At 67.3% G+C, this 25,731-nt stretch carries 11 protein-coding genes; 6 read left to right on the forward strand and 5 right to left on the reverse strand.

The genetic code is table 11. The annotated features are described in order from the left end of the window. From OOT46_RS04225 to OOT46_RS04235, 3 genes are all read right to left on the reverse strand, one after another. A partial coding sequence (locus OOT46_RS04225) for a hypothetical protein (RefSeq protein WP_265402339.1) occupies nt 1–201 on the reverse strand: 201 nt, incomplete at its 3' end. Further along, nucleotides 183–1,928 carry a M61 family metallopeptidase gene (locus OOT46_RS04230; protein ID WP_265402340.1) on the reverse strand — a complete coding sequence of 582 codons (1,746 nt, stop codon included), beginning with the start codon at nt 1,926–1,928 and terminating at the stop codon, nt 183–185. The genes OOT46_RS04225 and OOT46_RS04230, both read right to left, overlap by 19 nt. 28 nt (nt 1,929–1,956) lie before the next feature. Next, nucleotides 1,957–2,412: a DUF3429 domain-containing protein gene (locus tag OOT46_RS04235; protein WP_265402341.1), complete on the reverse strand. Its 456-nt coding sequence runs from the start codon at nt 2,410–2,412 to the stop codon at nt 1,957–1,959. A 224-nt stretch (nt 2,413–2,636) separates the two neighbouring features. Between OOT46_RS04235 and OOT46_RS04240 the strand changes: the two genes are divergently transcribed. Then, on the forward strand, nt 2,637–2,912 hold the full coding sequence (locus OOT46_RS04240) for a DUF4148 domain-containing protein (protein WP_265402342.1): 276 nt from the start codon (nt 2,637–2,639) through the stop codon (nt 2,910–2,912). A 120-nt stretch (nt 2,913–3,032) separates the two neighbouring features. On the opposite strand, the gene OOT46_RS04245 is transcribed toward OOT46_RS04240, so the two are convergent. Further along, complete coding sequence (locus OOT46_RS04245) at nt 3,033–3,764, reverse strand: DsbC family protein (RefSeq protein WP_416136150.1); 732 nt, start codon at nt 3,762–3,764, stop codon at nt 3,033–3,035. A gap of 13 nt (nt 3,765–3,777) precedes the next feature. Further along, complete coding sequence (locus tag OOT46_RS04250; protein WP_265402343.1) at nt 3,778–4,890, reverse strand: FAD-dependent monooxygenase; 1,113 nt, start codon at nt 4,888–4,890, stop codon at nt 3,778–3,780. A gap of 83 nt (nt 4,891–4,973) precedes the next feature. On the opposite strand from OOT46_RS04250, the gene OOT46_RS04255 reads away from it, so the two are divergent. From OOT46_RS04255 to OOT46_RS04275, 5 genes are all read left to right on the forward strand, one after another. Continuing rightward, on the forward strand, nt 4,974–7,454 hold the full coding sequence (locus OOT46_RS04255; RefSeq protein WP_265402344.1) for an AsmA family protein: 2,481 nt from the start codon (nt 4,974–4,976) through the stop codon (nt 7,452–7,454). Next, entirely contained in the window at nt 7,451–8,305 is an 855-nt protein-coding gene (locus OOT46_RS04260) for an MOSC domain-containing protein (protein ID WP_265402345.1), read from the forward strand. The genes OOT46_RS04255 and OOT46_RS04260 overlap by 4 nt, the downstream gene beginning before the upstream one ends. Nucleotides 8,306–8,454: 149 nt before the next feature. Continuing rightward, nucleotides 8,455–9,549 carry a redox-regulated ATPase YchF gene (gene ychF, locus OOT46_RS04265; protein ID WP_265402346.1) on the forward strand — a complete coding sequence of 365 codons (1,095 nt, stop codon included), beginning with the start codon at nt 8,455–8,457 and terminating at the stop codon, nt 9,547–9,549. A gap of 378 nt (nt 9,550–9,927) precedes the next feature. Further along, nucleotides 9,928–25,134, forward strand: coding sequence for a polymorphic toxin type 43 domain-containing protein (locus OOT46_RS04270; protein WP_265402347.1), 15,207 nt, complete (start codon nt 9,928–9,930; stop codon nt 25,132–25,134). Further along, entirely contained in the window at nt 25,134–25,595 is a 462-nt protein-coding gene (locus OOT46_RS04275; protein ID WP_265402348.1) for a hypothetical protein, read from the forward strand. The genes OOT46_RS04270 and OOT46_RS04275 overlap by 1 nt, the downstream gene beginning before the upstream one ends. Nucleotides 25,596–25,731: the final 136 nt, after the last annotated feature.

The raw sequence follows: 25,731 nt of genomic DNA on the forward strand, positions 1-25,731 counted from the left end.
CGGCTGCAGCTGGCGCATGTACAGCGCCTGCAGGCGCTGCGGTTCGGCGGCGCTGCCCGCCGCGCCGAGGCGCCGGCTCAGCTCGCCGGTCAGCCACAGGTGCAGCGCCACCACCGTCAGCACGAGCAGCAGCAAAGTGAGCGCGCGCCGCAGGCGGCGAGGCCGCGGCGCCGGGAAGGGCCTCAGCGTCGGCCCAGCCATGCCTCGCGCAGGGCGAGCGCCTCGGGCGCGGCCTGGGCCGCGGGTCCGAGCATCACGGGCCCCTGGACCGACTCGGCATCGGGCAGCCGGGCGCGCAGTCGCAGCAGGCGCTGGTCGCGCGCGACCAGCAGTTCCAGCGGGCCACCGGGAGCGGCCAGCAAGGGCAGGTCCTCGAGCTTGCGCAGGCGCCAGTCGTTCACGGCCAGCAGCTCGTCGCCGGCCGCCAGCCCGGCCTGCTCGGCTGCGCCGCCGCGCACCACCGCCTTGACCTGCACGACGCCGCCGGCGCCGTCGGCCGACCTCAGGCCCAGGCGCTGGGCCAGCGGCGCGGGCTGGTCCTTCCAGGCAATGGCCGCTGCTTGCAGCAGGGCGGGCAGCGGCAGGTCGGCGGTGCCGTGCACCCAACGCGCCAGCTCGTCCTCATAAGACCGACCCGACACCTGCTCCAGCGCCGCCGAGATGTCGGCCTCGCTGACCGGCCCGCCGGAGGATCGCCGCCACAGCTCCAGCATCACTTCGTCGAGCGAGCCGCGGCCCTCGCTGCGCAGTTGCAGGTCCAGCGCCAGCGCGACCAGCGACCCTTTGGTGTAGTAGCTGACGGTGGAATTGACGCTGTTCTCGTCCTGCCGGTAGTAGCGGATCCAGGCGTCGTAGCTGGCCTGCGCGACGCTCTGCAGCTGCCGCCCGGGGGTGGCCAGCACGCCGCCTATCGTCTTGCCCAGCAGCTTCATGTAGCGCGCCTCGTCGATCAGTCCCGTGCGCACCAGGAACAGGTCGTCGTAATAGGACGTGAAACCCTCGAAGAACCACAGCAGGCGTGTGTAGTTCTCCTGCGTGTAGTCGTAGCGGGCGAACTCGACCGGGCGCAGTCGCTTGACGTTCCAGGTGTGGAAGTACTCGTGGCTGATCAGGCCCAGCAGCGTGACGTAGCCGTCGCTCTGGCCGCTGTCGCCCTCGCGCGGCAGGTCGCGCCGAGAGCAGATCAGTGCGGTGCTCGCACGGTGCTCGAGCCCGCCGTAGTTGTCCTCCGCCGCGTTGAGCAGGAACACGTAACGCTTGAAGGGCGGGCGCTTGCGGCCATGCCAGAAGGCGATCTGGGCCTCGCAGATGCGCCGCGTGTCCTTGAGCAGGCGCTCGCCGTCGAAGCCCGGCAGTGCGCCGGCGACGACCAGCTCGTGCACCACGCCGCCGGCCCGGAATTCGGCGCGCCAGAAGTCGCCCAGCTCGACCGGCTGGTCGACCAGCTCGTCGTAGTCGGCCGCCTCGTAGGCCCCCTGCCCACGGGCGTCGACCTGCACGGCCGGCAGTGCCGTCGCCACCTTCCAGCCGCGCGGCAGGCCGCGAATTTCGAGGCGCTGCGGTTCCTGCTCGCGCCCCTCGACACGCAGGAAGACGCCGGTCCCGTTGAAGAAGCCGCGGGTCGCATCGAGAAAGGCGGCCCGCACCGAGGTGTCGAAGGCATACACCTCATAGCTCAGCTCCAAGGCCGCCCGGCCCTGGCAGCGCAGCAGCCAGCTGGCCTTGTCGAGCTGCTCGACGTTCAGCGCCCGGCTGCCCTGGCGCGCCGACAGCCGCTGCAGATGGCGCTGGAACTCGCGCACCAGGTAGCTGCCGGGGATCCAGACCGGCAGCGACACGCGCTGCTCCGCCGCAGGCTCGGTGATGCGCACGCTGACGCGAAACAGGTGAGCGTGCAGGTCCAGGGGTTCGATGCGGTAGGAAATCATCGGCAAGACTCGTTCAGGGCCGCCCGGCTCAAGTGCCGGCGGCCGCGAGGAAACAACTCAGGCTGCCCACCGCGGTGAGGCGGAAACGCAGCACCAGCCAGGCGCCGGCGCCCTGGCGCGGGTAGACGCGCCGGTCGACCGCATAACAGACCACCAGCATCGCGCCCAGCACCACCAGCCCGGCATAGGGTGGCATCACGACACCGACCCAGGCCACCAGCGAGGGCATCACACCCCAGGCATACAGGCGGGGCGAAGGCACGCTCTGGCGCATCGCCAGGCCCCAGTGGATGCCGCCCAGGAAAGACAGCACCAGGGCCGCGTAGCCGGCCAGCGGGTAGGCGACGTGGTGCAGCACCTCGGGATGCACCAGCCACACCAGGGCCGCGCCCAGCACGAAGGGGATCAGGCCCGCATAGCCCAGTTTCAGGGCGATGGGGTTCGGGCCCGCCGGGCTCGGGGCCCGGCTCGCAGCACCAGTCAACTTGTTTCTCCGAGACAAACAGGAAGCGCCGATTGTCGCCGCAGCAAGGTCGGGCTGCCAGGCGCGGGCCCGGGCGATTCTTCTCTCTGGAGCAACAGTTCATTTCCAGGCGACTGATTTATCGAACAGCGGGAAAACCCGAAGATTGAGCCATCGGAGACGCGCAACACCACAGCGAGACGCCAGCTCCGAACTCATTCACATATCTTGAAGAAGGAACTGTCATGAACAAGCTGATCGCCGCCGCCCTGCTGTCCACCTCCGCCCTGCTGTCCTTCGGCGCCCAGGCCCAGGAAGCCGTCCAAGACCCGGCGCCCAATGGCAAGTCGCAGCTGACCCGTGCCGAAGTGATCGCCGAACTGCGCCGCGCCCAGGCCAACGGCGAGTACGCCCTGCTGAACCAGCCGGTCTTCGACCCGGTCGCCTACCAGGAGCTGGTCGCGAAAAACCAGGCCGCCACCCGCCTGGCCGCCCAACCCGCTCCCGCGCAGGTGCGCTGAGACACCCTGGCCCTTGGCCCCTTGGAGCGCCGGGAACGTCGGCCCCAAACGACAACGCCGCGCTGTTCCAGCGCGGCGTTTTGTCGCGTCGGCCACCGCTCGGGCGACCGCCGGCCCCGTTCAGCGGGGCACGGCGCCGGCCACCTGGGCCAGGTGCTGTTCGATCTGTTGGGTATTCAGCGCGCCCGGGATGCGGGTGCCGTCCTCGAACACCAGGGCCGGCGTCCCGGTGATGCGGTGCTTGCGGCCCAGCTCGGTGTTGCGCGCCACCGGCGTCGAGCAGCCGGCCGGCGCGGCGGCCGGTGCGATACCGCGGATCATCCAGTCCTGCCAGGCCTTGGTGCGGTCCTTGGCACACCAGATCGCGTTGGACTTGGTGGTCGAATCCGGCGCCAGGATAGGGAAGAGGAAGGTGTAGACCGTCACGTCCTTGACGTCGAGGAGGTCGCGTTCGAAACGCTTGCAGTAGCCGCAGTTGGGATCGGCGAAGACCGCGATCTTGCGCTTGCCGGTGCCGCTTTTCCAGACGATCGCGTCCTTCAGCGGCAGGCTGGCGAAGTCGATCGCCGTGAGCTTGCCGATGCGCTCCTGGGTCAGGTTCTTGCGAACCCGGGTGTCGATGATGTCGCCCTGGATCAGGTAGTTGCCCTCGGCATCGGTATAGACCACGTCGGTGCCGATGCGCACCTCGTAGATCCCCTCGATCGGGGTCTTCGAGATCTCGTCGATCTTCGGCACGTTGGGCAGGCGCTCGGCGAGGTTCTTGCGGATGGTCGCTTCCTGCGCGAAGCTGCTCGCCGCGGCCAGGGACAAAAAGGCGGTGGCGACCGCTCGGCGCATCGTCATGGACATCGGGATGTGTTCCTCAGGAATCGAGTGCGCGGCCGGTCAGCCAGCGCTTCAAGGGGGAAAGCTGGTTCACTAGACTCAGCCCGCGGTTGCGAAGTTCCCGCAACGGCGCGGCATCGGCCGCGAAGAGGTGCAGAAGCCCGTCGGTGACCCGGCCCATGGCCCAGGTCGGTACGGTACGCGCCCGCTCATATCGGCGCAGCAGCTTGTCGTCGCCGGGGGAGCGCCACGACTCGCGCTCGCGCATCACCCGCGTCAACACCTCGACATCGGCCAGCCCCAGGTTGAGGCCCTGGCCCGCCAGGGGATGCACCACGTGGGCCGCGTCGCCGAGCAGCACCCAGCCCGGGCCGCTCCAGCGGCTCGCCTGGGCCAGCGACAGCGGCCAGCTGGCGCGCGCCGACTGCAGCTGCAGCACGCCGGCACCGCCCTGCGTGCCGGTGGCTTCCTCCAGGGCTGTGTTGAAGGCGACATCGTCGAGCGCCATCAGCTCGGCCGCACGCGATTCCGGCAGCGACCACACCAGGCCGTAGCTGCGGCCGGCCTCGGGCAGGTCGAAGGGCAGCAGCGCCAGCACATCGGGCGAGCGGAACCACTGGCGCGCGATGCCGCGGTGCGGCCGGTCGGCCACCAGGCGGGCGGCGATCGCGGTCTGGCCGTAGCCGTGGCGCTGCCATTCGACACCGCGTGCCTCGCGCTCGGCCGAGGCCTTGCCTTCGCAGATCGCGACCAGCGCGGCCCGCGCGACCGTCTCGGTCTCGGTGACATGGGCCTGGAAACGCACCGCCTGCGACAGCGAGGCTTCGAGCGCCGCGGCGTCGACGATCCAGGCCAGCTCGCCGACCCCCTGTTCCCAGGCGCTGAACTCCAGCGCAGCAGCCGGGCCGGCGTCGCCTTCGACACGCATCTCGTAGACCGGCGTCGCGGCTCGCGCCGGCAGGCCGCTCCAGACCTTGAGATCGCGCAGCAGGTTCACCGACTTGGCGCTCAGCGCATAAGCCCGCACGTCTTCCGCCGGGGCTGCGGGCGCGCGAGCCAGCGCCACCTGCAGCCCGAGCCGGGCCAGGCTCAGCGCCAGGGTCTTGGCGACGATGCCGCTGCCCTGTATCGAAACGTCAAAGGCCTTCATGCCGAGGCATTGTAGGCGGGCGGTCGCTGCCGCGGGATGCGCAGCCTGGCCGGGCCCGCCTGCCTCTCGGCACAATAGGAACGATGCAAGCGACACGGACACTCTCGATCAAACCCTGGATGAAACGGCTGGCACTGGCCTTCGGCGTCCTGCTGCTCGTGCTGGCGGCGGCGGCCGCCTGGCTGGTCGCCAGTTTCGACGCGAACCGCTACCGGGGCCTCCTGGTCGAGTGGATGCGCGATCACAAGCAGCGCACGCTCGTGATCGACGGCCCGGTCGGTCTGAGCGTCTTCCCCCGGCTGGAGGTGACGCTGCGCGAGGTGACACTCAGCGAACACCAGCGTTCCGACGAGTTCCTGCACCTGGAGGAAGCGGCGCTCGCCGTCCGCGTGATGCCCCTGCTGCGCAAGCAGCTGGTGGTGGACCGTCTCAGCGCCCGCGGTGTGCGGCTCAACTACACCCGCGACGCGCAGGGCCGCCGCAACATCGACGACCTGCTGAAGCCCGCGGACGACAAGGCGCCGCAGGACCCGCCGGACGCTGGCCCGCCGCCGCAGTTCGACGTCCAGGCGGTCGAGCTGAGCGACGTGCGGGTGCGCCTGGCCGACGTGCCGGCCCGGCTGCGCGGCGAGGTCGAGCTGGGCTCGCTCTCGCTGGGCCGGCTGGCCGACCGCACCGAGTCGCCGCTCAAGCTGGAGGCGCGGCTGGCGCTGCAGGAACCGGCGCTCGAAGGCCAGCTGCAGGCGGAGAGCCTGCTCAAGCTGGACCTCGCCAGCGGCTCGGTGGACCTGCGCGAAGCCCGGCTCGGTTTCCAGGGCCACGCCTTCGGCCTGCGCGAACTCGACACCCGCCTGAGCGGCAGCCTGGCCTACCAGGGCGGCCACGGCGCGCTGCGCGCCGAGGGCCTGACGCTCGAGGCCCGCGCGATGCTGGGCGCGCTCAAGCTCGAGCCTTCGACACTCAGTGTGGGGCGTTTCGCCTACGAACCACAGGCCCGCTCGCTGAGCATCGAGCAGCTCGCGCTGCAGGCTCGCGCGGTGCGCGACAAGCAGCCCATCGCCGCGGCCCTGCAATGGCCGCAGCTGCAGGTGCAAGGCCAGGCGCTGCAGGGCAGCGCCCTCACCGGAGAACTCTCGCTCGGCGGCGCCCAGCCCTGGAAGGCGAACTTCCGTTCGGCGGCCCCCAGCGGCAACTTTGACCGGGTGCGGTTGCCCGGCTTCGAGGCGGTGCTCAGCAGCAGCGGCACGCGCCAGGTCTCGGGCACGGTGCGGGCCGACCTCGCGATCGAGCCGGCCAAGGCCGCTCTCACGCTGGACGCGCTGAAGGTGCAGGCGCGCCTGCAGGACCCGGCGCTCAAGCCGCTGGCGGTCGACCTGGAGGGCCGCGCCGCCGGCTCGACGCAGGCGGCATCGTGGCAGCTCGGCGGCGCCCTCAACGACAACCGCTTCAACACCGAGGGCCAGGCCCTGTTCGCCGGCACCGTGACCACGCTCAAGGCGCGCGGCGAATTCAACTCGCTGGACCTCAACACCCTGCTGGCCGAGCCGCCACCGGCGCCGGCCGGCCGCGGCAGCACCTCCGGCCCGGCCTCCCATCCGGTTCCGACCGACACGCCGGTCGACCTGTCGCCGCTGCGCCGGCTGCAAGGCAGCCTCTCGCTCAAGGCCGGCCGGCTCGCCTGGCGGCCCTACCAGCTTCACGATGCGCGCGTCGAGGCCACGCTCGACGGCGGCATGCTGAGGGTCTCCACCCTCGCCGGCCGCATCTGGGGCGGCAGCATCGACGCCAGTGCCTTTGCCGATGCACGGGCCCAGCGCGTGCTGCTCAAGGGCAGCGGCGAGAACATCGACATCCAGGCCGCGCTGCGCGACGTGGCGCAAAAGGACCTGCTGGAGGGCAAGGGCCGCATCAGCCTCGACCTCGAGGCCACCGGCAAGAGCGTCAACGAGATGAAGTCGCGCCTGGCGGGGCAGGCGGCGCTGCAGCTGCGCGACGGCGCGCTCAAGGGCATCAACCTGGCCCGCACACTGCGCGAGGCCAAGGCCGCGCTGGCGATGCGCCAGGACCGCATGCAGCAGGCGCGCGAGACCGAGAAGACCGACTTCTCGGAGCTGAACGCGAGTTTCCGCATTGCCGACGGCGTGGCCCGCAACGAGGACCTTGACCTCAAAAGCCCCTTCCTACGCTTGGGCGGCGAAGGCGATATCGACATCGGCCGCAGCCGCATCGACTATCTGGCCCGGGCCAGTATCGCCAACACCAGCAAGGGCCAGGGCGGCGACGAGCTGGCCGCGCTGCGCGGGCTGACGGTGCCGGTGCACCTCAGCGGGGCGCTGGAAAGCCCCGGCTGGCAAGTGCAATGGTCCGCCGTGGCAGCCCAGGCGGCCGAAACCGCGGTAAAAGACAGGCTGGAAGAGAAGCTGAAGGACAAGCTCGGCATCAAGACCCCCGCCTCCGCCACCGCTCCCGGCGCCGCGGCCTCCGCGCCCGGCCCATCCCGTGAAACGCGGGAGGCCGCCCGGGAGAAGCTGAAAGAACAACTTCTCAAGGGAATACTCAAGTGAGCGATCCGACCTTTGTCGTCACGGGGCTGTACGTCTACCCGATCAAGTCCTGCGCGGGCGTCTCGCTGCCCGAGTCCCTGATCATCGAAACCGGGCTGGAGTTCGACCGCGCCTGGATGGTGGTCGATGAGGAAGGCAGCTTCGTCACCCAGCGTGAGTTGCCGCGCATGGCGCTGATCCGCCCCACCCTGCGGCATACCGACATGGTGCTGCGCGCGCCCGGCATGCTGGCGTTGCACGTGGCCTACGACAGCGTCGAGGAAGCGGTGCGCGTGCGGCTGTGGAACGAGGTGGTGCGCGCCTACGACATGGGCGACCTGGCCGCCCAGTGGTTCAGCGACTTCCTGGGCCGCCGGCTGCGCCTGGTGCGTTTCGATCCGGAGTTCAAGCGCCTGTCCGACCCCAAGTGGACCGACGGCCGCGAGGCCGAGAACCAGTTCAGCGACGGCTATCCCTACATGGTGGTGTCGCAGTCCTCGCTCGACGCACTCAACGACCGGCTGCTGATCCGCGGCCGTCGGCCGGTGGCAGTGGAGCGTTTCCGTCCCAACATCGTGATCGCCGGTGACCTCGACCCGCATGCCGAGGACTACTTCGACGAACTCCAGATCGAAACCGGCCAGGGCCTGGTGCGGCTGCAGCTGGTCAAGCCCTGCACGCGCTGCACCATCCCCAATGTCGACCCGCTGACCGGCGAGACCGGCCACGAACCCGGCGACACCCTGGCCACCTACCGCAGCGACGCCCGCCTGGACGGCGCCGTCACCTTCGGCATGAACGCCATCATGCTGCAGGGGCTGGAGCACCTGCTGACGGTGGGCGGCAAAGGTCGCGCCAGCCTCAACTTCTGAGACGGGCCGGCATTCGCCGCGCCGCTCACGGCCGCGTGAGCCGGCCCGCGAAGCCCGGGCCGGCGCTGCGGCCAAGGCTGGCGTGCGGCCGGGGGCAGGCCGCCGCCCCGTAAAATCGCTCCTTTCCCTCCTACCCCGGAACGCCCGCCATGAGCCTCAAATGCGGCATCGTCGGCCTGCCCAACGTCGGCAAGTCCACGCTTTTCAACGCCCTGACCAAAGCCGGCATCGCCGCCGAGAACTACCCGTTCTGCACCATCGAGCCCAATGTGGGTGTGGTGGAGCTGCCCGACCCGCGGCTGCAGGCACTGGCCGAGATCGTCAAGCCCGAGCGGGTGGTGCCGGCCATCGTCGAATTCGTCGACATCGCCGGCCTGGTGGCGGGCGCCTCCAAGGGCGAGGGCCTGGGCAACCAGTTCCTGGCCCACATCCGCGAGACCGACGCCATCGTCAACGTGGTGCGCTGCTTCGACGACCCCAATGTGATCCACGTGGCCGGCAAGGTCGACCCGATTTCCGACATCGAGGTGATCCAGACCGAGCTCTGCCTGGCCGACCTGGCGACTGTCGAGAAAAGCCTGCAGCGCTACACCAAGGTCGCGCGCGCCGGCGGCGACAAGGAAGCTCAGCGGCTGGTCGACGTGCTCAAGCAGTGCGAGGCCTCGCTCAACGAAGGCAAGCCGGTGCGCAGCATCCCCTTCAGCAAGGAGGAGCAGGCGGTGCTCAAGCCGCTGTGCCTGATCACCGCCAAGCCGGCGATGTTCGTCGGCAACGTCGATGAAAACGGCTTCGAGAACAACCCCTTCCTCGATCGGCTGCGCGAGTATGCGGCGGCCCAGAACGCCCCGGTGGTCGCCATCTGCGCGAAGACCGAGGCCGAGCTGGCCGACATGGAGGAAGACGACCGCCTGATGTTCCTGCAGGAGATGGGCCAGGACGAGCCGGGCCTGAACCGCCTGATCCGCGCCGCCTTCAAGCTCCTGGGCCTGCAGACCTACTTCACTGCGGGCGTCAAGGAAGTGCGAGCCTGGACCGTGCCCATCGGCGCCACCGCGCCGCAGGCCGCAGGCGTGATCCACACCGACTTCGAACGCGGTTTCATCCGCTCGCAGACCATCGCCTACGACGACTTCATTGCCTACAAGGGCGAACAGGGCGCGAAGGACGCGGGCAAGATGCGCGCGGAAGGCAAGGAGTACATCGTCAAGGACGGCGACGTGCTGCACTTCCTGTTCAACGTCTGAGCCGGAAAGGCGCTTGCCGCGCTTGAGAAGCCGACGCCGTTGCGTCCGCGAGTCCAGCCCTCGAATGCGAGGGCTTTTTTTATGGCTGACGCAAGACGCCGGGACCCGTGCGCCTTCGGTGCGTGAGGAAGAAGCTCCGCCTCCTTCGCTACGCGCGCTCACCGCGCCGTGAACACAGACCGTTTCAGTTTTCTTCCTGCTCGAGCCTAAACCGCCGCGCCAAACGCCGGATATCCAGGGCAGCGGCGGACGCTTCTGTGCCGCCAACCAATCCGTGGCGGTCGGCGCGCAGCGCCTGCTGCTCGCGACAACAAAAAACAGCTGCCGGGCCGCGCCCTGTCTCTCTCGCGCGAACGCGGTGCTCAAGGGAAGAAAAACATGACGGCAATCGTGGCAGGCCAGGGCCTGGGTTGGATCAACTCCTCCTTGGGCCTCCTGGGCGCGGGCGGGCAACTGGGGCTCGCCGGGCAGGGCCGCTCCGGCGAGCGGGTGTACGTCAATGCCAGTACCGGCAACCTGGTGGTCCAGCAGCAGGATGAATGGCTGGTCGGCACGGGACCGGACGCGGCGCTGCTGCGCACCTACAACAGCCAGGGCGGCAGCGACGCCGACAACGGCGACAACTGGCGACTCGGCCTGAGCCGTCGGATCACCGGCTACAACGCCACCGACAACACGGTGCGCCGCATCGCCGAGGACGGCAGCGAGGCGCTCTACCACTGGGACGCGACGCGCAATGCCTATGTGAGCAAGCAAGGCGCGGGAGCCTTCGACACACTGAGCTGGAACGGCACCGCCTGGACCTTCACCGACGGCGATACGCAGGTGCGGGAAGTTTACGAAGTGACGAACACGGCCAGCCGCGAGGCGCGGCTGAAGAGCGTGACCGACCTCGACGGCAAGAGCCTGACGGTCGGCTACAACAGCGCAGGCCTGGTGAACGCCGTGAAGACGGCCAACGGCGAGACGGTGTTTATCGACTACGACAGCGCCGCGGGCAAGACCAGCAACATCACGCAACTTCGCACCGTCAAAGGCGACGGCACCCACACCCGGGTGCGGTATGCCTACGACAGCGCGAACCGGTTGAGCACGGTCACGGTGGACCTGAGTCCGACCGACAACGAGATCGTCGACGGCAAGACCTACGTCACCATCTACACCTATGTCGATGCCACCTCCCGGCGGCTCGACACACTCACGCAGAGCGACGGCAGCAAGCTCGATTTCGACTACGACGACAGCGGGAGACTGAAAACCGTCAAGGAACACACCGGGGGACAGGTGCTCAGCACCAGCTTCGACTATTCCGCGCCGGGCACGACCCGCATCACCGACGCGCTGGGCCAGCGCACGGAGCTGGTCTACGACAAGCTGACGGGCCGCCTGCAAAGCCTCAGGTCGCCCGCGGTGGGCGTTGTGCATCAGTCGCCCGGCTATCGGTACAACGCGGACGGCAAGCCCACCCAGGCGATCGACGGGCAGGGCAAGGTCACCACGTATGGCTACGACAGCAACGGCAACCGCAACTACGAGCGCGATGCAGCCGGCAACGTCATCGAGCGTGTGTACGGCAGCCGCAACGAGCTGCTGACGGAGACCCGCTACCGAGCGCCCGACCCGGACGGTGACGGCCCTCAGTTGCCCCAGCAGCCCGCCCGCACCCGATATGTCTACGATGCGCAACTGCGTCTGCGTTTCGTGGTCGATCCCGACGGCCGGGTCAGCGAACACCGCTACAACGGCAACGGTCAGCGCAGCAGCACCTTGCAGCACGGCGGCGGCCTCTACAGTGCCGCGCCGAGCGACCTGGCGGCGCTGGAGGCCTGGGCCGCCGGCGTCGGCAAGGCCGGCAGCCAGCGCACCGACTACAGCTATGACTTCCGAGGACAGCTCGCCAGCACGGTGACCTACAGCCAGCTCGACGCCGCAGGCGTCGGCCTGCTCAACGGCGAGCAGAGCGTGACCCGCTATGTTTACGATCCGGCCGGCCTGCTGCTGCAGTCCATCGAGGCGCGCGGGGACGAGCTGGCCCACCGCGACACCGCCTGGGCGCTGGCTCAGCGCAAGCAGCTCGGGCTGGTCGACAGCAACCAGAACGGGCTGCTGGCGAGCGCGCTGACGGCGCAGCAGAAGAAGGACCTGCAGCAGCGCCATGTCACCACCTACCAGTACGACGGACTGAACCGCCTGGTGCGACAGACCGACGCCCAGGGCCAGGTCACACTGACGGTCTACAACGACCAGCTTCGGCAAACCCGTGTCACGCTGGCCAACGGGCTGGTGCAGCTGAGCGTGTTCGACGAGGCAGGACGCCTGCTCAAGCAGGAGCAGCAGGACTCGACACTGGCGATGCCCGCCTTGGGCGCGACCACTTATCAGTACGACAAGCTCGGCCGTCTGGTGAAGTCGATCGACGCCACCGGTGCGAGCCGTTATACGCTGTACGACGCGGCCAGCCGCAAGGTCGGCGAGGTCGATGCGGAAGGCGCGCTGACGGAGTACCTCTACGACCGCAACAACCGCGTCACCGGCGTCAAGCGTTACGCCAACCCGGTGTCTCCAGCGATGCTGGAGGCCTTGAAGGCCGACCCCACCGGCGTGTCGCTGCCGCCCGAGCGGCTCGAGCCCGGCATGAGCGGCTGGTTTCCAGGCAGCGACGGACCGGCGACCGGCCTGGCCTTCGGCGAGAACTTCCGGCCCGAATGGACGCTGGCAGGCGAGAAGACCTTGTGGATGAGCCAGACCGGCACCGCCGCGGTCTCGGCCCTGATCAGCTCGCCGCGCTTGAGCGTGAGTGCCGGCAAGCGCTACGAGGTGTCGGCCTATACGGGTGCGCACCGCGCCTCGGTCTCGCTGGAAGTGGTTTTCTACAACACTGGGGGCCAGCGCATCGGCTCGGCCGCGGTACCCACTGGCGGCACCGCCGTCAACAACGCCGAGAAAAGCGGCGGCACCCAGCTGTCGGGCTACAAGCGGCTGTGGGGTTTCGTCACAGCGCCGGTCGACGCCTCAAGCGCCGAGGTCGTGGTGCGCAAGGCCCCCACGCTGGCGGGGCAGGCCGATTCCTACGTGTTCCTCGCCCGGCCCCACTTCAACGAAGTGCCGGCCGCCAGAACGACGGCCAGCCAGCTCAACCTGCGTCCGCCGGCGTCCAGTGGCGACCGCATGAGCTTCAACCTCTATGACCGGTCCGGCCGGCTCGCGCGCACGTTGGAAGCGGACGGCACCGGCGCCGCGACGGTGGACTACCGCTACGACGGCGCCGGCCGGCTCATCGAAACCGCCGCGCGCGCCGGCCGGGTGGCCTCGGACGTGTTCGCCCACGTCGTGGTGGAAGCCAATGGCGGCATGCTGGACCTGGAACTGGAGAACCACGGCTCGACGACCGTCGAGGGCCACATCGACGATCGCGTGACCCGCCACTTTTACAGCGATGCCGGTCTGCTGCTGGGCACGCTGGACGGCGACGGCTACCTGACGGAGCACAGCTACGACGCCGCCGGCCGGCTGGCCCGCACACGCCGCTACGCCGCGGCCAGCGCCATCGACCTGCGGGCCAGCGGCACCCTCGAAGAACTGCGCCCGGCGGCCAACCATGCCAACGACACGCTGACCGCCTATTTCTACGACGCCAAGGGCCAGCTCGTCAGCCGCTTCGACGCGCAGAGCTACGCCAAGACGGCGGCGGTGCACCAGGGCTATCTGGTCACCTACCGCTACGACGGGGACGGCCGCAAGACCGGCGAGACCCGCTACGCCCGGCTCGCCGCCTATGGCGTGAACCACCCCGCGGCCGCTCCGACGGTGGCCGACCATGCCCAGGACCAGCTCACCGCCTACGAATACGACCCACTCGGCCGACTGGTAAGGGAAGACCGACGCGATCGGGCCGAGCCCGCAGCCCTGGTCACGGAACTGAAGTACGACGAGCTGGGCCGGCTGCGCCAGACCACCCGGGGTCTCGGGCTGGCCGATGCGCGCGTCACCGGCAAGCGCTACGACAAGCAAGGCCGACTTACCGCCGAACTCGGCGGCGAAGGCCACAAGGCCCTGGCCGCGCTGGGCGCCGCCACCGACGCGCAGATCGAGGCGGTGTGGCAGAAATGGGCGACCTTCCACAGCTACGACAAGGCGGGCCGCCGAGTCGCCACGGTGACCCCGAACGCCGCCGGCACAGGGGACAAGACCCTCTACTACTACGACGGCGAGAGCCGCCTCACGCACAGCATCAACGCGCTCGGCGAAATGACGCAGTACAGCTACGACGCCTTCGGCCAGCAGGTGCGCGAAACCCGCTTCAGCGCGCGGGTCGACCCGGCAGCGGCAGGCCCCGGCGGCCTCCGGTCGACCATCCCGGCCGCCGTCGCCGGCCTGACCGGAGGCCAGGACACGGCACGACGGGTGTACGACCGACGCGGCCGGCTGACCGAGTGGTACGACGGCAGCCAGCGCCGCCTCGGGAGCCAGAGCTACAACATGTTCGGAGAGGTCGCGTCCCGCACCGACCACCTGCGCGACGGCAGCGCCCCCCAATCGCTTCAAAGCCGCTACCGCTACAACCGGCGGGGCCTGCTGGAGCTGCAGTCGCAGGACGAGTACGGCCCGGCGCGCCGGGAGATGCGCACGCTTTACGACGCCTTCGGCCGCGTCGTCCAGACCACCGACGCGCGCAACGGCGTCGTGAAGCAGCACTACGACCGGCTGGGGCGCCAGGTCGGCCGCACCGACGCGCTCGGCGTGCTGCGCGGTACCACCTACGACGCGTTCTCGCGCGTGCTGACGAGTACCGACGCGTTGCAGCGCACCAGCACCTACACCTACGACCCTGCGACCCGTCGCATGACCTTGCAGACGCCGGAGGGCATCAAGCAGGTCACCGAGAGCAACGCCTTCGGCGAGCGGGTGAGCGTCAGCGATGGGCGCACACGCACCGAGTACACCTACGACCGCGACGGCCGCCTGACCTCCACACGGATCGAGGAGCAGGCCACCGGCACGCTGGTGACGCGTACCCTCACCGCCTACGACGCCGCCGGCCGGGTTTTCGAGACCGGCGACGGCAGGGGCACGGTCACGCGCACGGTCTACGACGCCGCCGGGCGGGTGCTGACGCGGACCGTGGATCCCAACACCCTCAAGCTCACCACCATCTACCGCTACGACGCCAAGGGCCAGGCGGTCTGGATGCGCGACGCCAACGGCGTCTGGACGCAGACCGAATACGATGCCGACGGCCGCGTCAGGGCCGTGGTGGTCGACCCGAAGTACGGGCCCGACTGGGTTAGCGGCACGGCGCCGGACAATCCGGCCGGCCTGGCGCTGCGCACCGAATACGCGCACGACCTCGGCGGCCGGGTGCTGCGCGTCACCGAAGGCGCCGGCTCGGCACAGCCCCAGGTGACGGAGTACCGGTACGACGTTTTCGGGCGCCGCACCGAAGAAGTGGCGGCGCCGGGCAGCCTGGACCTGCGCACCGTCTACACCTATGACGAGAACGGCAACGTCACGGCCAAGACCGACGCGCGCGGCTTCGTGACGCGTTATGCCTACGATGCCGAGAACCGCCTGACCTGGACCGTGGACGCCAGCGGCGCGGTGCGCCGCAGCGAGTACCACGCCGAGGGCCGCCTCAGCCGCAGCACCGCCTACGCCGTGCGCGTAGGTGCGGCCCAGCTCGCGGCGCTGAGCCTGACGGCCGGCGAGGCCGAGGTGGGCGCGGCGCTGGCCGCCACCCACGCTGGCTATGCCAGCCACGCCCAGAACCAGGTCGAGGTGCGTGTCTACGACCGCGACGGCCGCCTGACGCACAGCGTCGATGCCCTCGGCTTCGTGACCCGCCGCGAATACGACGGCAGCAACAACGTGGTGAAGCAGACCCGCTACGCCAAGGCCGTGCAGGGACTGTTCGCGCCGGTCGTCAATCCGGCCGGCGTGCCGGCCGAGCTGGTCAGCTACGCGGCGCCACTGGCCATCGCCGGCGGCGACCCGGTGCCGGCCGGTGCCTACGTGGTGCAGGACGGCAAGGACCAGGTCGCGCAGAGCTTCTACGACGCCGCCAACCGCCTGGTCTTCAGCGTCGATGCGGAAGGCGGCGTCACGCAGCACCGCTACGACGGCAACGGCAATGTGCTGGAGACCCGGCGCCACGCGAACGCGATGACGGGCACGGCCGTGGTCAACGGCCTGCTCACGGTGATCGTGGCCGCGGACGACGCCCGGGACCAGGTCCAGCGCAGCATCTACGACCGCGGCAACCGGCAGCTGTTCGCGATCGACGGCGAATACGCGGTCACGCAGTACGAATACGACGGGATGGGCCGGGTCAAGTCGGCGACGCGGTACGCGAACCGGTTGCAGGGGGTCTTCGATGGCCAGTCGCCCGAGGTGCTGGACGCCGGAGGCACGCCCAAGGCCACCAGCAAGAGCTGGGTGTTCCGCTCGGCAGCAGGCGCGGTCGAGCGCGATGCACGCAGCGTGAACGGGTACGACAGAGCCGGCCGGCTGGTCGAAGTGCGCAACGGCGAAGACGGCGTCACCTCGCGCGACTACGATGCGGTGGGCCGCCTCACCGATCAAAAGGAAGGTGTCGGCACCAGCGCCCAGCGCCACACCCACTATGGCTACGACGCCGGCGGGCGGCTGGAGAGCGAAACCCGCATGGACGGCAGCGACCAAGGGGTTGTGACCCGCTATGTGCTCGACAAAATGGGCAACCGCGAGCGCATCGTCGGGCCGCTGGGGATCGAGCTGACCGAGACCGACACCCTCTGGGCCCAAAACACGCGCAAGAGCCTGGGCTATGCCGAACTGCGCAAGGACCTGGACGCCGGCAAGACTGCCGCGCTGCTGGCCCGGTACACGACCGTCCAGAGCTTCGATGAGCAAGGCCGCCTCACCCGCGTGACCGACGCTCAGGGCGGCGTCACCAACACCCAATACGACGCCTTCGGCAATGCGGTCAAAATCCTTGATCCGAACGGCAACGCCGGTTACTTCTACTTCGACCGGCGCAACCAGGAGGTCTTGCACGTGGACCCCGACGGCGGGGTCCTGGAGAAAACCTACACCGCCTTCGGCACGGTGGATTCGAGCACACGCTACTTCCACCGCGTGGCCGTGGCTGGCGACAACACCCTGTACGTCCTGAGCGAGACGAAGCGGCCGGACATCGTGTCGGCGGCGCCCAACGCCGGCGTGTACGTGCTGCGGCACCCCGAGCTGGACCAGATCACCCGCATCGACCACGACAAGCTCAACCGCCAGACCAGCATCACCGACGCGGCGACCTATCTCGAGAAGATCGAGTACGACCGCCTGGGCAACAAGTGGCGCTATACCAACAAGGTCGGCGGCGTCTTCACCTACACGCACTACCGTGATGGCCGGGTCAAGACCGAGACCTCGGCGGAGAAGACGGTCAAGCTCGGCACCAACGGCCAGCCAGTGTTAGGCGGCGACGCCAAGCCAGTGATGGTGGATGTCGTGACGACCCACGACTACGACACGCGCGGCAACCTGCGGCACAAGATCGAGGCCACCGGCTTGTACGAAGAGCGCATCACCGAGTTCCGCTACGACCGGCTGGACCGCCAGACCCAGCAGATCGGCCAGTCGGTGCTGGCCTACGATGCAGCCTCGCGCCAGGAGGTGACACTCACGCCGACACTGAGCACCCAGTACGACGTGCACGGCAACGTGGTGGAGACGCTGGACGCCCGAGGCGGGCGCACGCTGTACTACTACGACAACCTGGGGCGGCAGACCGCGCGGGTGGACGCCGCCGGGGTGCTGACGACCTACACCTACGACAAGGCCGGCAACAAGCTGTCGCAGAAGATCCATGCAAGGGCCGTGCAGCTGTCCGGCGGCGCGACGCTCAGCGCCGCCGCGCCCCCCCAGGTACTGACGGCGGTGCCGCCGACGGGGACCGCCGCCGTGTACGTATTGACCGACTCGACCAACGACCGCCCGGTCCTCTACAGCTACGACCGGGTTGGCCGGCAGACCAGCACGCGCATTCCCAACATCGCCTACGGGCAGTACGCACCGCCCACCGAGACCCCCATCAAAAAGCCGGGGGAATACAAGTCCTACACCGGCGACCTGCTCACCCAGACCGTCTACGACACCGCGGGCAAGGTGGTCAAGCAGGTGGACGCCAACCACAACGTCACCCGGCTCTACTACGACCGGGCCGGCCGCAAGGTGGCCCAGCTCGACGCCGCGCATTACCTGGTGAAGTGGGACTACGACGGCCAGGGCAACATCAGCAAGGAGACGCGCTACGCGACGGCGCTCGCCGGCCTGACGGTCAATGACAGCACCACGCTGGAACAACTGACCAACACCGCCTACTTGAAGACCAGCGCCGACGACCGCATCACGATTCACACGTATGACAAGTTGAACCGACTGCTCAGCGAAACCCGCAAGGGAGTCGAGACCGCCACCATCGGCGCCAACGGCAAGCCCGTCCCGGCCAAGCTTGATGCGGTCACCAACTATGCCTACGACGGCCTGAGCAACATCACCCGCAAGACCGATGCGACGACCGCGGTGACGAATTGGACCTTCGACAAGCTGGGGCGGCAGATCAAGGAGGAAAAGCCGCAGTTCACCGACTTCGAGGGCGCGTCGGTGCGGCCCACCACAGAGCGCGAGTACGACGCGCTGGGCAATGTGCGGCGTGAGATCCGTCACGGCAAAAATGCCGCGACGGAGACCGACGACCGCGTCACGGCCTACGACTACGACAAGAACGGCTGGATGATCCGCCAGACCGATGCAGCCGACGCGGTCACCGAGTTCCGCCACGACGCGGCGGGCAACGTGACGCGCAAGATCCTGAAAGACCGCGTCAATGCCGACGGCCTGAAGGTCAACGACATCACCTACTACGTCTACGACACGCGGAATCGGGAGATCAAGAACACCGACGAGGCGAGCGGGACCTACCGGGAGACCCGCTACAACAGCTTCGGCGAGGTGACGGGCCGGCGCACCAATGGCGGCGGGGCCAAAGGCGCCTGGCACGAGATCGCCGAGTTCGACCGCGCCGGGCGGGCCTGGAAGACCAGTGCCGGCGACGGCATCGTGAAGCTGCACGGTCACGACCGGGCGGGCAATCTGGTGATGACCCTGACGGGCAAGACGGACCTGACGAACACCAGCCTGAAGGACGCCACGGCGCTGACCGATACCGAGCGGACCTACTTCCTGTACGACGCGCGCAGCAAGCTCAGTTCAACCTATCAGGCGGCGATGGGCGGCAAGCGCGAGACGGTCAGCATCGACGTTAACAAGGCGGGACAGTCGATTTTTGTCGGCGACAAATCGGCGATTCAAATCGGCCCCGACAAGGTGCTGAGCGGTGGCATGCCCAATACGGGTACGCCGGTGACCGGTTCGAACGTCCGGATCACCTCGGGGAACGTGTCCATTGATCAGTACACACGTTTCAATGGCCTGCACAAGCCGTCCGGTCCTCGTTGGTACACCGCGAGCGTAGTCATCCATCCTTGGGATACAAGTTCGTTTGGCCCCGGCGACGTGGTCGTCGAAGCCTCCGGTTGGTTCATCGACTCCGTGGGCGCCAGGGTGCCTGTGCAGTTGCGGGAAGCCGGAGATCCGTACTCCCCCCCTCAGAATCCTCAGCCCATCGGAGCAACCATCATTCCGGCGGGCGGCTCCGGGACGGTCAATGCCTATCTCGGGAAGTATCCGCCCCCGCCCAACGAACAGAACATCGACTTCATCACCTACAAGATCTACAAGAAGATAGACACCGGCAGGATCTTTCTGGGGGAAACAACCATCCAGACGGAAACCTGGAAGACCTCCGACTTTCAGCCTGATCCGGGATGGAGTAACTCTGCAGAGGTCAAACTCCCGCGGCAGTTGAAGTTCGTCGGGCAGCCCGCGGACGCCTACAAGCTGCTGGTCTTCACGCGTGCGCAACCTGACGGTTCCTGGTCGGGACCGAAGAAGGTGTTCAGGGGACCCGACGAAGCCTTCACGATGGATTCTGCGTTGGCATTGGCGAACGCGTTCGATTTCATCTACGTCGCGCTAACCCATGACGACGTGGTCGTGAACCGGCAGAGGGGCTCGGTGAACCGTGCCACCGATGGACAGGACCCGTCAGCGGTACAGGACAGCGGGGCGCTGGGTGGCAACAACGGTCCAGGGATCGCCTTGGCGACGGGAGACGGTTACCTGCACTTGCTGGATCAAGGCGCGACCTCGGCCAGCCTGCATGTGCGCTATCGAGAGAAGGGAAGCAATGGGGCGTGGATCACGCTGGAAGGCCACAGGCGACTGCATCAGCCCTATAAGGAGGGCGACTTGCCGGTGGCAGGCTGGTTTGCGTTCAAGTGGGACGGTTTCGCCGCCGGCAAGGACTACGAACTGGATGTGACGTCCCTCGACGCGGGGGACGTGACACTCAAGCGTTCACGGCTGTCATTTGGCCGTGACGCGCAGGGCAAGGTTTGGGTCGACCCCGTTCCGACCCCCTATGACCAGTTGCGCGACATCATCCGGTTCACCGAGCGTCCCGACACGCGGCTGGTCAAGGTCCGCTATCGCACGCACGGCACGGACACGTACTCTGCGGCCATCGAAATCAAGGCGACGGACCACACCGGCCGGTGGCCCTGGGACACGGGGTTTCTGGTGCCCAACCGCAACAACAGCTACAGCTACGATCTCATCATCGAGGCTTTCAGCGACGACCAAGGCAAGCTGCTGAACAACCGAACCACGGCCACCGTATCTCTGGGCAGCTACGAAACGGTGGTGTCGGCACAGGGCGAGGACATTCCGCCGACGCTACGCCTGACGCTGCCGTCGGACCAGCAGTCCGCGGTTCGGATCGTGATGGGCTACCGGGAAAAGAATACCGACAGCACGTATGTCGCGCTGCCTACCGAAGCCGTTGCCGGTGAGTTCCACGCCATCCTGTCCGGCATTCCACGACCCGCCAGTGGCAAGAAGGACTACGAGTACTTCTACGATACGTTCGATATCAACGGCCAGCAGCTCGGCAGGACCTATGGAAAGTTTGAACTGGAAGCCACCGCGCAAAGCACGGCTCGCCTGGACTGGGTCATCGTGGGACCAGACAACGACCCATTGCACCAGATCCAGCGGCACTTTGGCTACAACGCCTTCGGCGAGGCCAGTTGGGAGAAGGACGGCCGCGGCAACGTGACCGACTTCAGCTACAACACCATGGGCCGTCTGACGGTCCAGCAGGCGCCGAAGACCTGGGTCGTATACGACAACGGCTACCGCGAGGAGAAGCGCCCGACCACCCGCAACTACTACGACCGGGCCGGCCGGCTGGTCGCCGTGACCGACGCCAACGAGAACACGCAGTCGCAGACCTGGCTGGCCGGCGGGGAGGGCCAACAGCTGACAGCCGAGCGGCATGCCTACGGCAGCAAGCGCAACGGCTACGACGTGTTCGGCGAACGGCGTTACGCCCTCAACGAGTTGGCCGTCGACGTCAACGACTACACGGGCCGCACCGACTACATCTACGACAAGATGGGCCGCCTCGTCGAGATGCGCAACCCCGAGCGCAAGGCCGGCTCGTATGGCAACGCGGGCGCCACGGCGGTACGGGCGATCGAGACCTACCGCTACGACGCGGCCGGCCAGCGTATCGCTCACACGAACGCATTGGACAAGACCGAGAAGACCTACTACGACAGCCTGGGCCGGGTGACCAAAACAGTCAGCTTCGCCAGTGTGCAAATCCGCTACGACTACCAGTACGTCAGCACCATCGTCGGCAACGCCGGTGTGAAGGTCGGCGGCTGGCAGAAGACGACGACCAACGGGATCAACCGGACCAGCATCGAGCACACCGACCTGTTCGGCCGGCTGACGTGGAAGCAGGACCTGGGCGGGCACACCTTCAGCTACAGCTACAACGGCATGGGGTCGGTGACCCGCCAGACCGGCAGCTCCCGTCAGGACATCGTCTTCAGCTACTACGTCAACGGCTACATCGAAAGCATCTGGGACAAGAGCACCGGGGCCGTCACCCGCTACGAGTACGACAAGGCGGGCAATCGCACGCTGGAGCGGTACTTCTACCTGCGCAACCCGGCCGACATCAACGGGCCGGTGCTGCAGAACTACCAGGGTGCCAAGATCGAGTACGACGCGTTGAACCGCATCGTCAAGATCGACGATCCGCAAGCGACAATCCTCTACGACTATGACGCGGTGGGCAACCGCCGGCACGTCAACAGCTATTACCACGATGGCAATCACGGCGACCGGCAGGTACAGGACTACTGGTACACCTACGACGCGCTGAACCGCTTCAGGATCTCGATGGGGAAACTGGGGGGCAAGGTGGCCACCTCGGCGACCGACACCGCCGGCTATATCGAATTGGGCAGCGAGGGTGTGGCGGTTGACTACAACGCCGCGAGCCAGCGCACGGTGGTCAGGAATGCCGTCAACTCCAGTTGGGAGGAGTACTTTTATACGGCCGACGGCTATTTGGCCGCCACCTGGATCACCGAGAACGACAGGCCGCAGCGCCCGGGCTCCAGCCGCGACGTGGACCTGGGCGGGCGTGTCCTGACCTACAAGGCGTGGAATCCGGACAACACGGAATACACCCAAAGCACCGAGTACAGCGACGACCACCGGGTCAAGTCTCAGACAGACAACAAGGGCAAGACGGAGTACTACTACTACAGCGACAACACCGACACCACCGACAGCAACAGCAACATCGACAATGCCAGTGCGGTCTCCCGTGCCACCGCAGATGGTGCAGGCGAGTTGGCCAGGACCTTCCATACCAATTTCGAGGACAAGAGCACCACCAATACCTACTATGCGTACGAGTACTGGGACGAGGCCAAGCAGTTCGCGATCACGAACCAGGCCTACCACCCGAAACTCAAGTCGAAGAACAGCGCCTGGGGCAAGGGTTACTCGCAGATCGAGTACGACGTCAACGGCAACGTCAAGGCGGCGATTGACGTCGAGGGTGACCGCCGCTTCAGGTATGTGACCGACGCACAGGGCCTGATTCTGCGTCGCGACGAGGTGGTGAAGAGCGGCTGGAACAACCGCATGCACCGCTACTACTACGTCAACGGCGTGCGGGTGGGCGATGTCGGCAACGACGGCCCGAGCCGGGTCAACTATGTGCAGGCGCTGGCCGAGCGTGGCCAGACCAAGCCCGACTACAAACACTGGAAGCCCATCCTCAGCGCCGACTTCGACCAGAACTACGAGCCGATCGGCGCCAACTACCCGAAGACGACGCCGTTCAGCTACACGGTGAGGAAGGGCGACACGCTGCAGACCGTCGCTGCGGCGGTGTGGGGCGACCGGGCGATGTGGTACCTGATCGCCGACGCCAACGGCCTGAACGGCACCGAGACGCTGGTGGAGGGTCAAAGGCTGACCATCCCGCCCAAGGTCGCCAACATCCACAACAACAGCGGCACCTTCCGGGTCTACGACCCGGCCGAGGCGATGGGAGACGTGAGGCCCACGCTTCCGCCCGCGCCGCCGCCGCCGGCTGGGAAGAATTGCGGCGTCCTTGGGATGATCGTGATGGTCGTCGTGGCCATCGTGGCGACGGTTTACACCGCCGGCGCAGCTGCTGGGTGGCTGGGGGCGGCTTCCACGACGACGGCAGGGACGACCGGCATGGCTGCGGTGGGCGGCGCAGCGCTGGGCGGTGGCGGCGGGCTGGTCATGGGCACGGCCGGGTTTGCGCTGGGCAGCGCGGGTGCCACCGCGGTGGCCTCGGCAGCCATCGGCGGTGCGGTCGGCGCTGTCGCCAGCCAGGCGGTGGGGATGGCGATCGGCGCGGTCGACAGCTTCTCGTGGACGAATGTCGCGATGGGGGCGATCGGCGCGGGCGTTGGGGCCGGATTGGGTGCGGCGTTCGGACCTGCCACATCGATACAGGCAGCTGCCGGCCTGGGTGCGGCGGGCAATGCGATCACGCAGGGCGTGGCCGTGGCGACGGGCCTGCAGCAGAAGTTCGAGTGGCGCAGCGTCGCCGCCTCGGCGATCGGTTCCGGCGTGGGCTACGGCGTCGGCAAATTCATGGAGAGCCTGCCGGTGGGCGTGGCGCAGAACGACGTGGCCGGTCGCTTGTTCCGCGGCACCGTGAGTGGGCTGGCAAGCGGCGGAGTGCAGGCCCTGGTGCAGGGATATCGGCCGAACTGGGCGCTCGTTGCGGCGCAGAGTTTTGGCAATGCGTTGGGAAGTAGCCTTGCCGACGCAGCCTCTGCGCCGAAAACTCAGGGCGTGGGGCCGTGGTCCGACATCAACTACCGCAATGGCTCGGATATCCAGAGCGACCAAGCCTACGAGGCGCGGCGCGCTCAGGAGTGGATTGATACCAGCGATGCCATTCAGAACCGCCGGATGTACGAGGCCACCGCTGCCGCGGCACAAGAGAACTTCCGTGCTACCGAGCGAGCGTATCGCCAGGCAACCGACACTGGTGCAGTCATCAGGGCTGGGGACACGCTGGAGAGACTGATCGGCGGGGACAAGGAACTAATGGGCCGCTACATGCGCGGCATGGGTGTGCAGAACGCAAACATGCTTCGCGTTGGTCAGTCTATGCGTGCTGATTGGGCGATGAGCGCCGACGAAGCGCGGGGCGAGGCCAACAGGTTCTATGCCGCTGATGCCAAGGCCAAGGCGGCAGCCGCTCAGGCGGCCTCGTTGATTGGTGCCGATGGCATGCGCATCGGCCCGACTGTGGAGCGTGCTCGGGCGTTGGGTATCTATTCGGGAGATGCCCAGGCGGTGGCTTTGAGTCGCGACTACGAGGCGGCGCTGTCGCGCTTGCCTGGGCAATCGGTGTCATCTTGGGATGGGGTATCGCGCCTCCCGCCTGCGCAGGCCTATCTGGCGAAGGCTCGCGGTGGGCTCGATGCGGTGCGCGGCGACAACTGGCACTTCCAGGTGGCGCAAGGACTACCAGATGCTGCCGCTATAGCAGCAGGTGACTTGGCAGCAGCGAAGGTTGTTGGCTTGCTCAGCCGCGCTGCGACCCCGGTCCAAAGCTTCTTGCTGGGTGAGCGCTCGGTGGTGATGTCCGAGCTGCAGGCCGAGATGCGTGCTGGACTGCTTGCTGATTTGCGACCGGTTACGCCTCTTGAAGGGCTATCACCCACGCCGTTGGGTTGGCCAGGCCGAGGTGGCGCAGGGCCGGTTCCGGGCACGATTGGCATCACCGACTCAACATCGGTAAAGGCTCTGCAGAACTATTACCCGAAGGGAGGCGGGGTTGAGTTTGTATACGATCCGACCACAAGCCGATTTGCAACTGGTAGGCCAGAGGTAAGCTTGTTCGATGGCTCGCCACATGAGCAATTGGCCCAGTCCATTGGTTCAGCGAGGAACAGTTCTGAGGTCGTGGGCGGAACCTTCGAGCGAGGCCCCAGGGGGGAGTTCTTCACGACCGAGAACAGTGGTCATTACGGGCAGAACTGGAACAACGATGTTCGCGCCCAGTTCCAACGGTGGCTTAGCGAACGAGTGCAGCGGCCGGTGGTTCATGAGTCGTGGAGAAGGTGATGGAACTAAAAATGTTGGACCCGGCTGTTGAGGAAGGCTCTTATTGCTGGCTCATCTCCCTTGGAGGCAGCGTTATCGGTGTTCATGTCGATAACGGATGGTGCGTGCGCATCAACGATGGCAGCATCCTTGTGCTTGATGTGGAAAGCAAGTTCGTCCCCTTAGGGCCGTTGTTGGAGATGCAGCCAAGTGAGTTCTCTGCGTTCGTGCAAAAGGCCGCAGCCACAAACCCACGCTTCGCTCATCAGATAAGCGGCTTCCCTCGGGAGACGCTGTTGAAGCACATCTTCCACACCTCCTATTCGAGCTATTGGCCGGAACGGGCTCTGGCCTGGCTCGAAACGGAGCAAGCGTTATGGCCAAGGTTCCAGGGCGAGCTGCTGACGTTCTCGAAGAACAAAGTAATGTCGCAGCGCGCTCGGCAACATGCACAGAAGATGCTGCGGGCCACGAGTAGCTGAGCATTGCTGCGTGCAGCCGGGTTGAACGCGTTTAGTATTTTTCCGACACTCGACGCGAGTCGAGGGCCGCTCAGCCGCTTGCGCGCAAGCGGCTGAGCGGTCGACGGGTCTTCTGGCAGATTGGGGATGCGACCCC

This window comes from Aquabacterium sp. A7-Y (assembly GCF_026153205.1).
Classification (GTDB): domain Bacteria; phylum Pseudomonadota; class Gammaproteobacteria; order Burkholderiales; family Burkholderiaceae_C; genus Caldimonas.

Bases quoted from the DNA above. Each gene is read 5' to 3' on its own strand.
- OOT46_RS04270 (WP_265402347.1), top strand. From the start codon at position 9,928: ATGACGGCAATCGTGGCAGGCCAGGGCCTGGGTTGGATCAACTCCTCC.
- OOT46_RS04230 (WP_265402340.1), bottom strand. From the start codon at position 1,928: ATGATTTCCTACCGCATCGAACCCCTGGACCTGCACGCTCACCTGTTT.
- ychF (WP_265402346.1), top strand. From the start codon at position 8,455: ATGAGCCTCAAATGCGGCATCGTCGGCCTGCCCAACGTCGGCAAGTCC.
- OOT46_RS04240 (WP_265402342.1), top strand. From the start codon at position 2,637: ATGAACAAGCTGATCGCCGCCGCCCTGCTGTCCACCTCCGCCCTGCTG.
- OOT46_RS04245 (WP_416136150.1), bottom strand. From the start codon at position 3,764: ATGTCCATGACGATGCGCCGAGCGGTCGCCACCGCCTTTTTGTCCCTG.
- OOT46_RS04250 (WP_265402343.1), bottom strand. From the start codon at position 4,890: ATGAAGGCCTTTGACGTTTCGATACAGGGCAGCGGCATCGTCGCCAAG.
- OOT46_RS04255 (WP_265402344.1), top strand. From the start codon at position 4,974: ATGCAAGCGACACGGACACTCTCGATCAAACCCTGGATGAAACGGCTG.
- OOT46_RS04275 (WP_265402348.1), top strand. From the start codon at position 25,134: ATGGAACTAAAAATGTTGGACCCGGCTGTTGAGGAAGGCTCTTATTGC.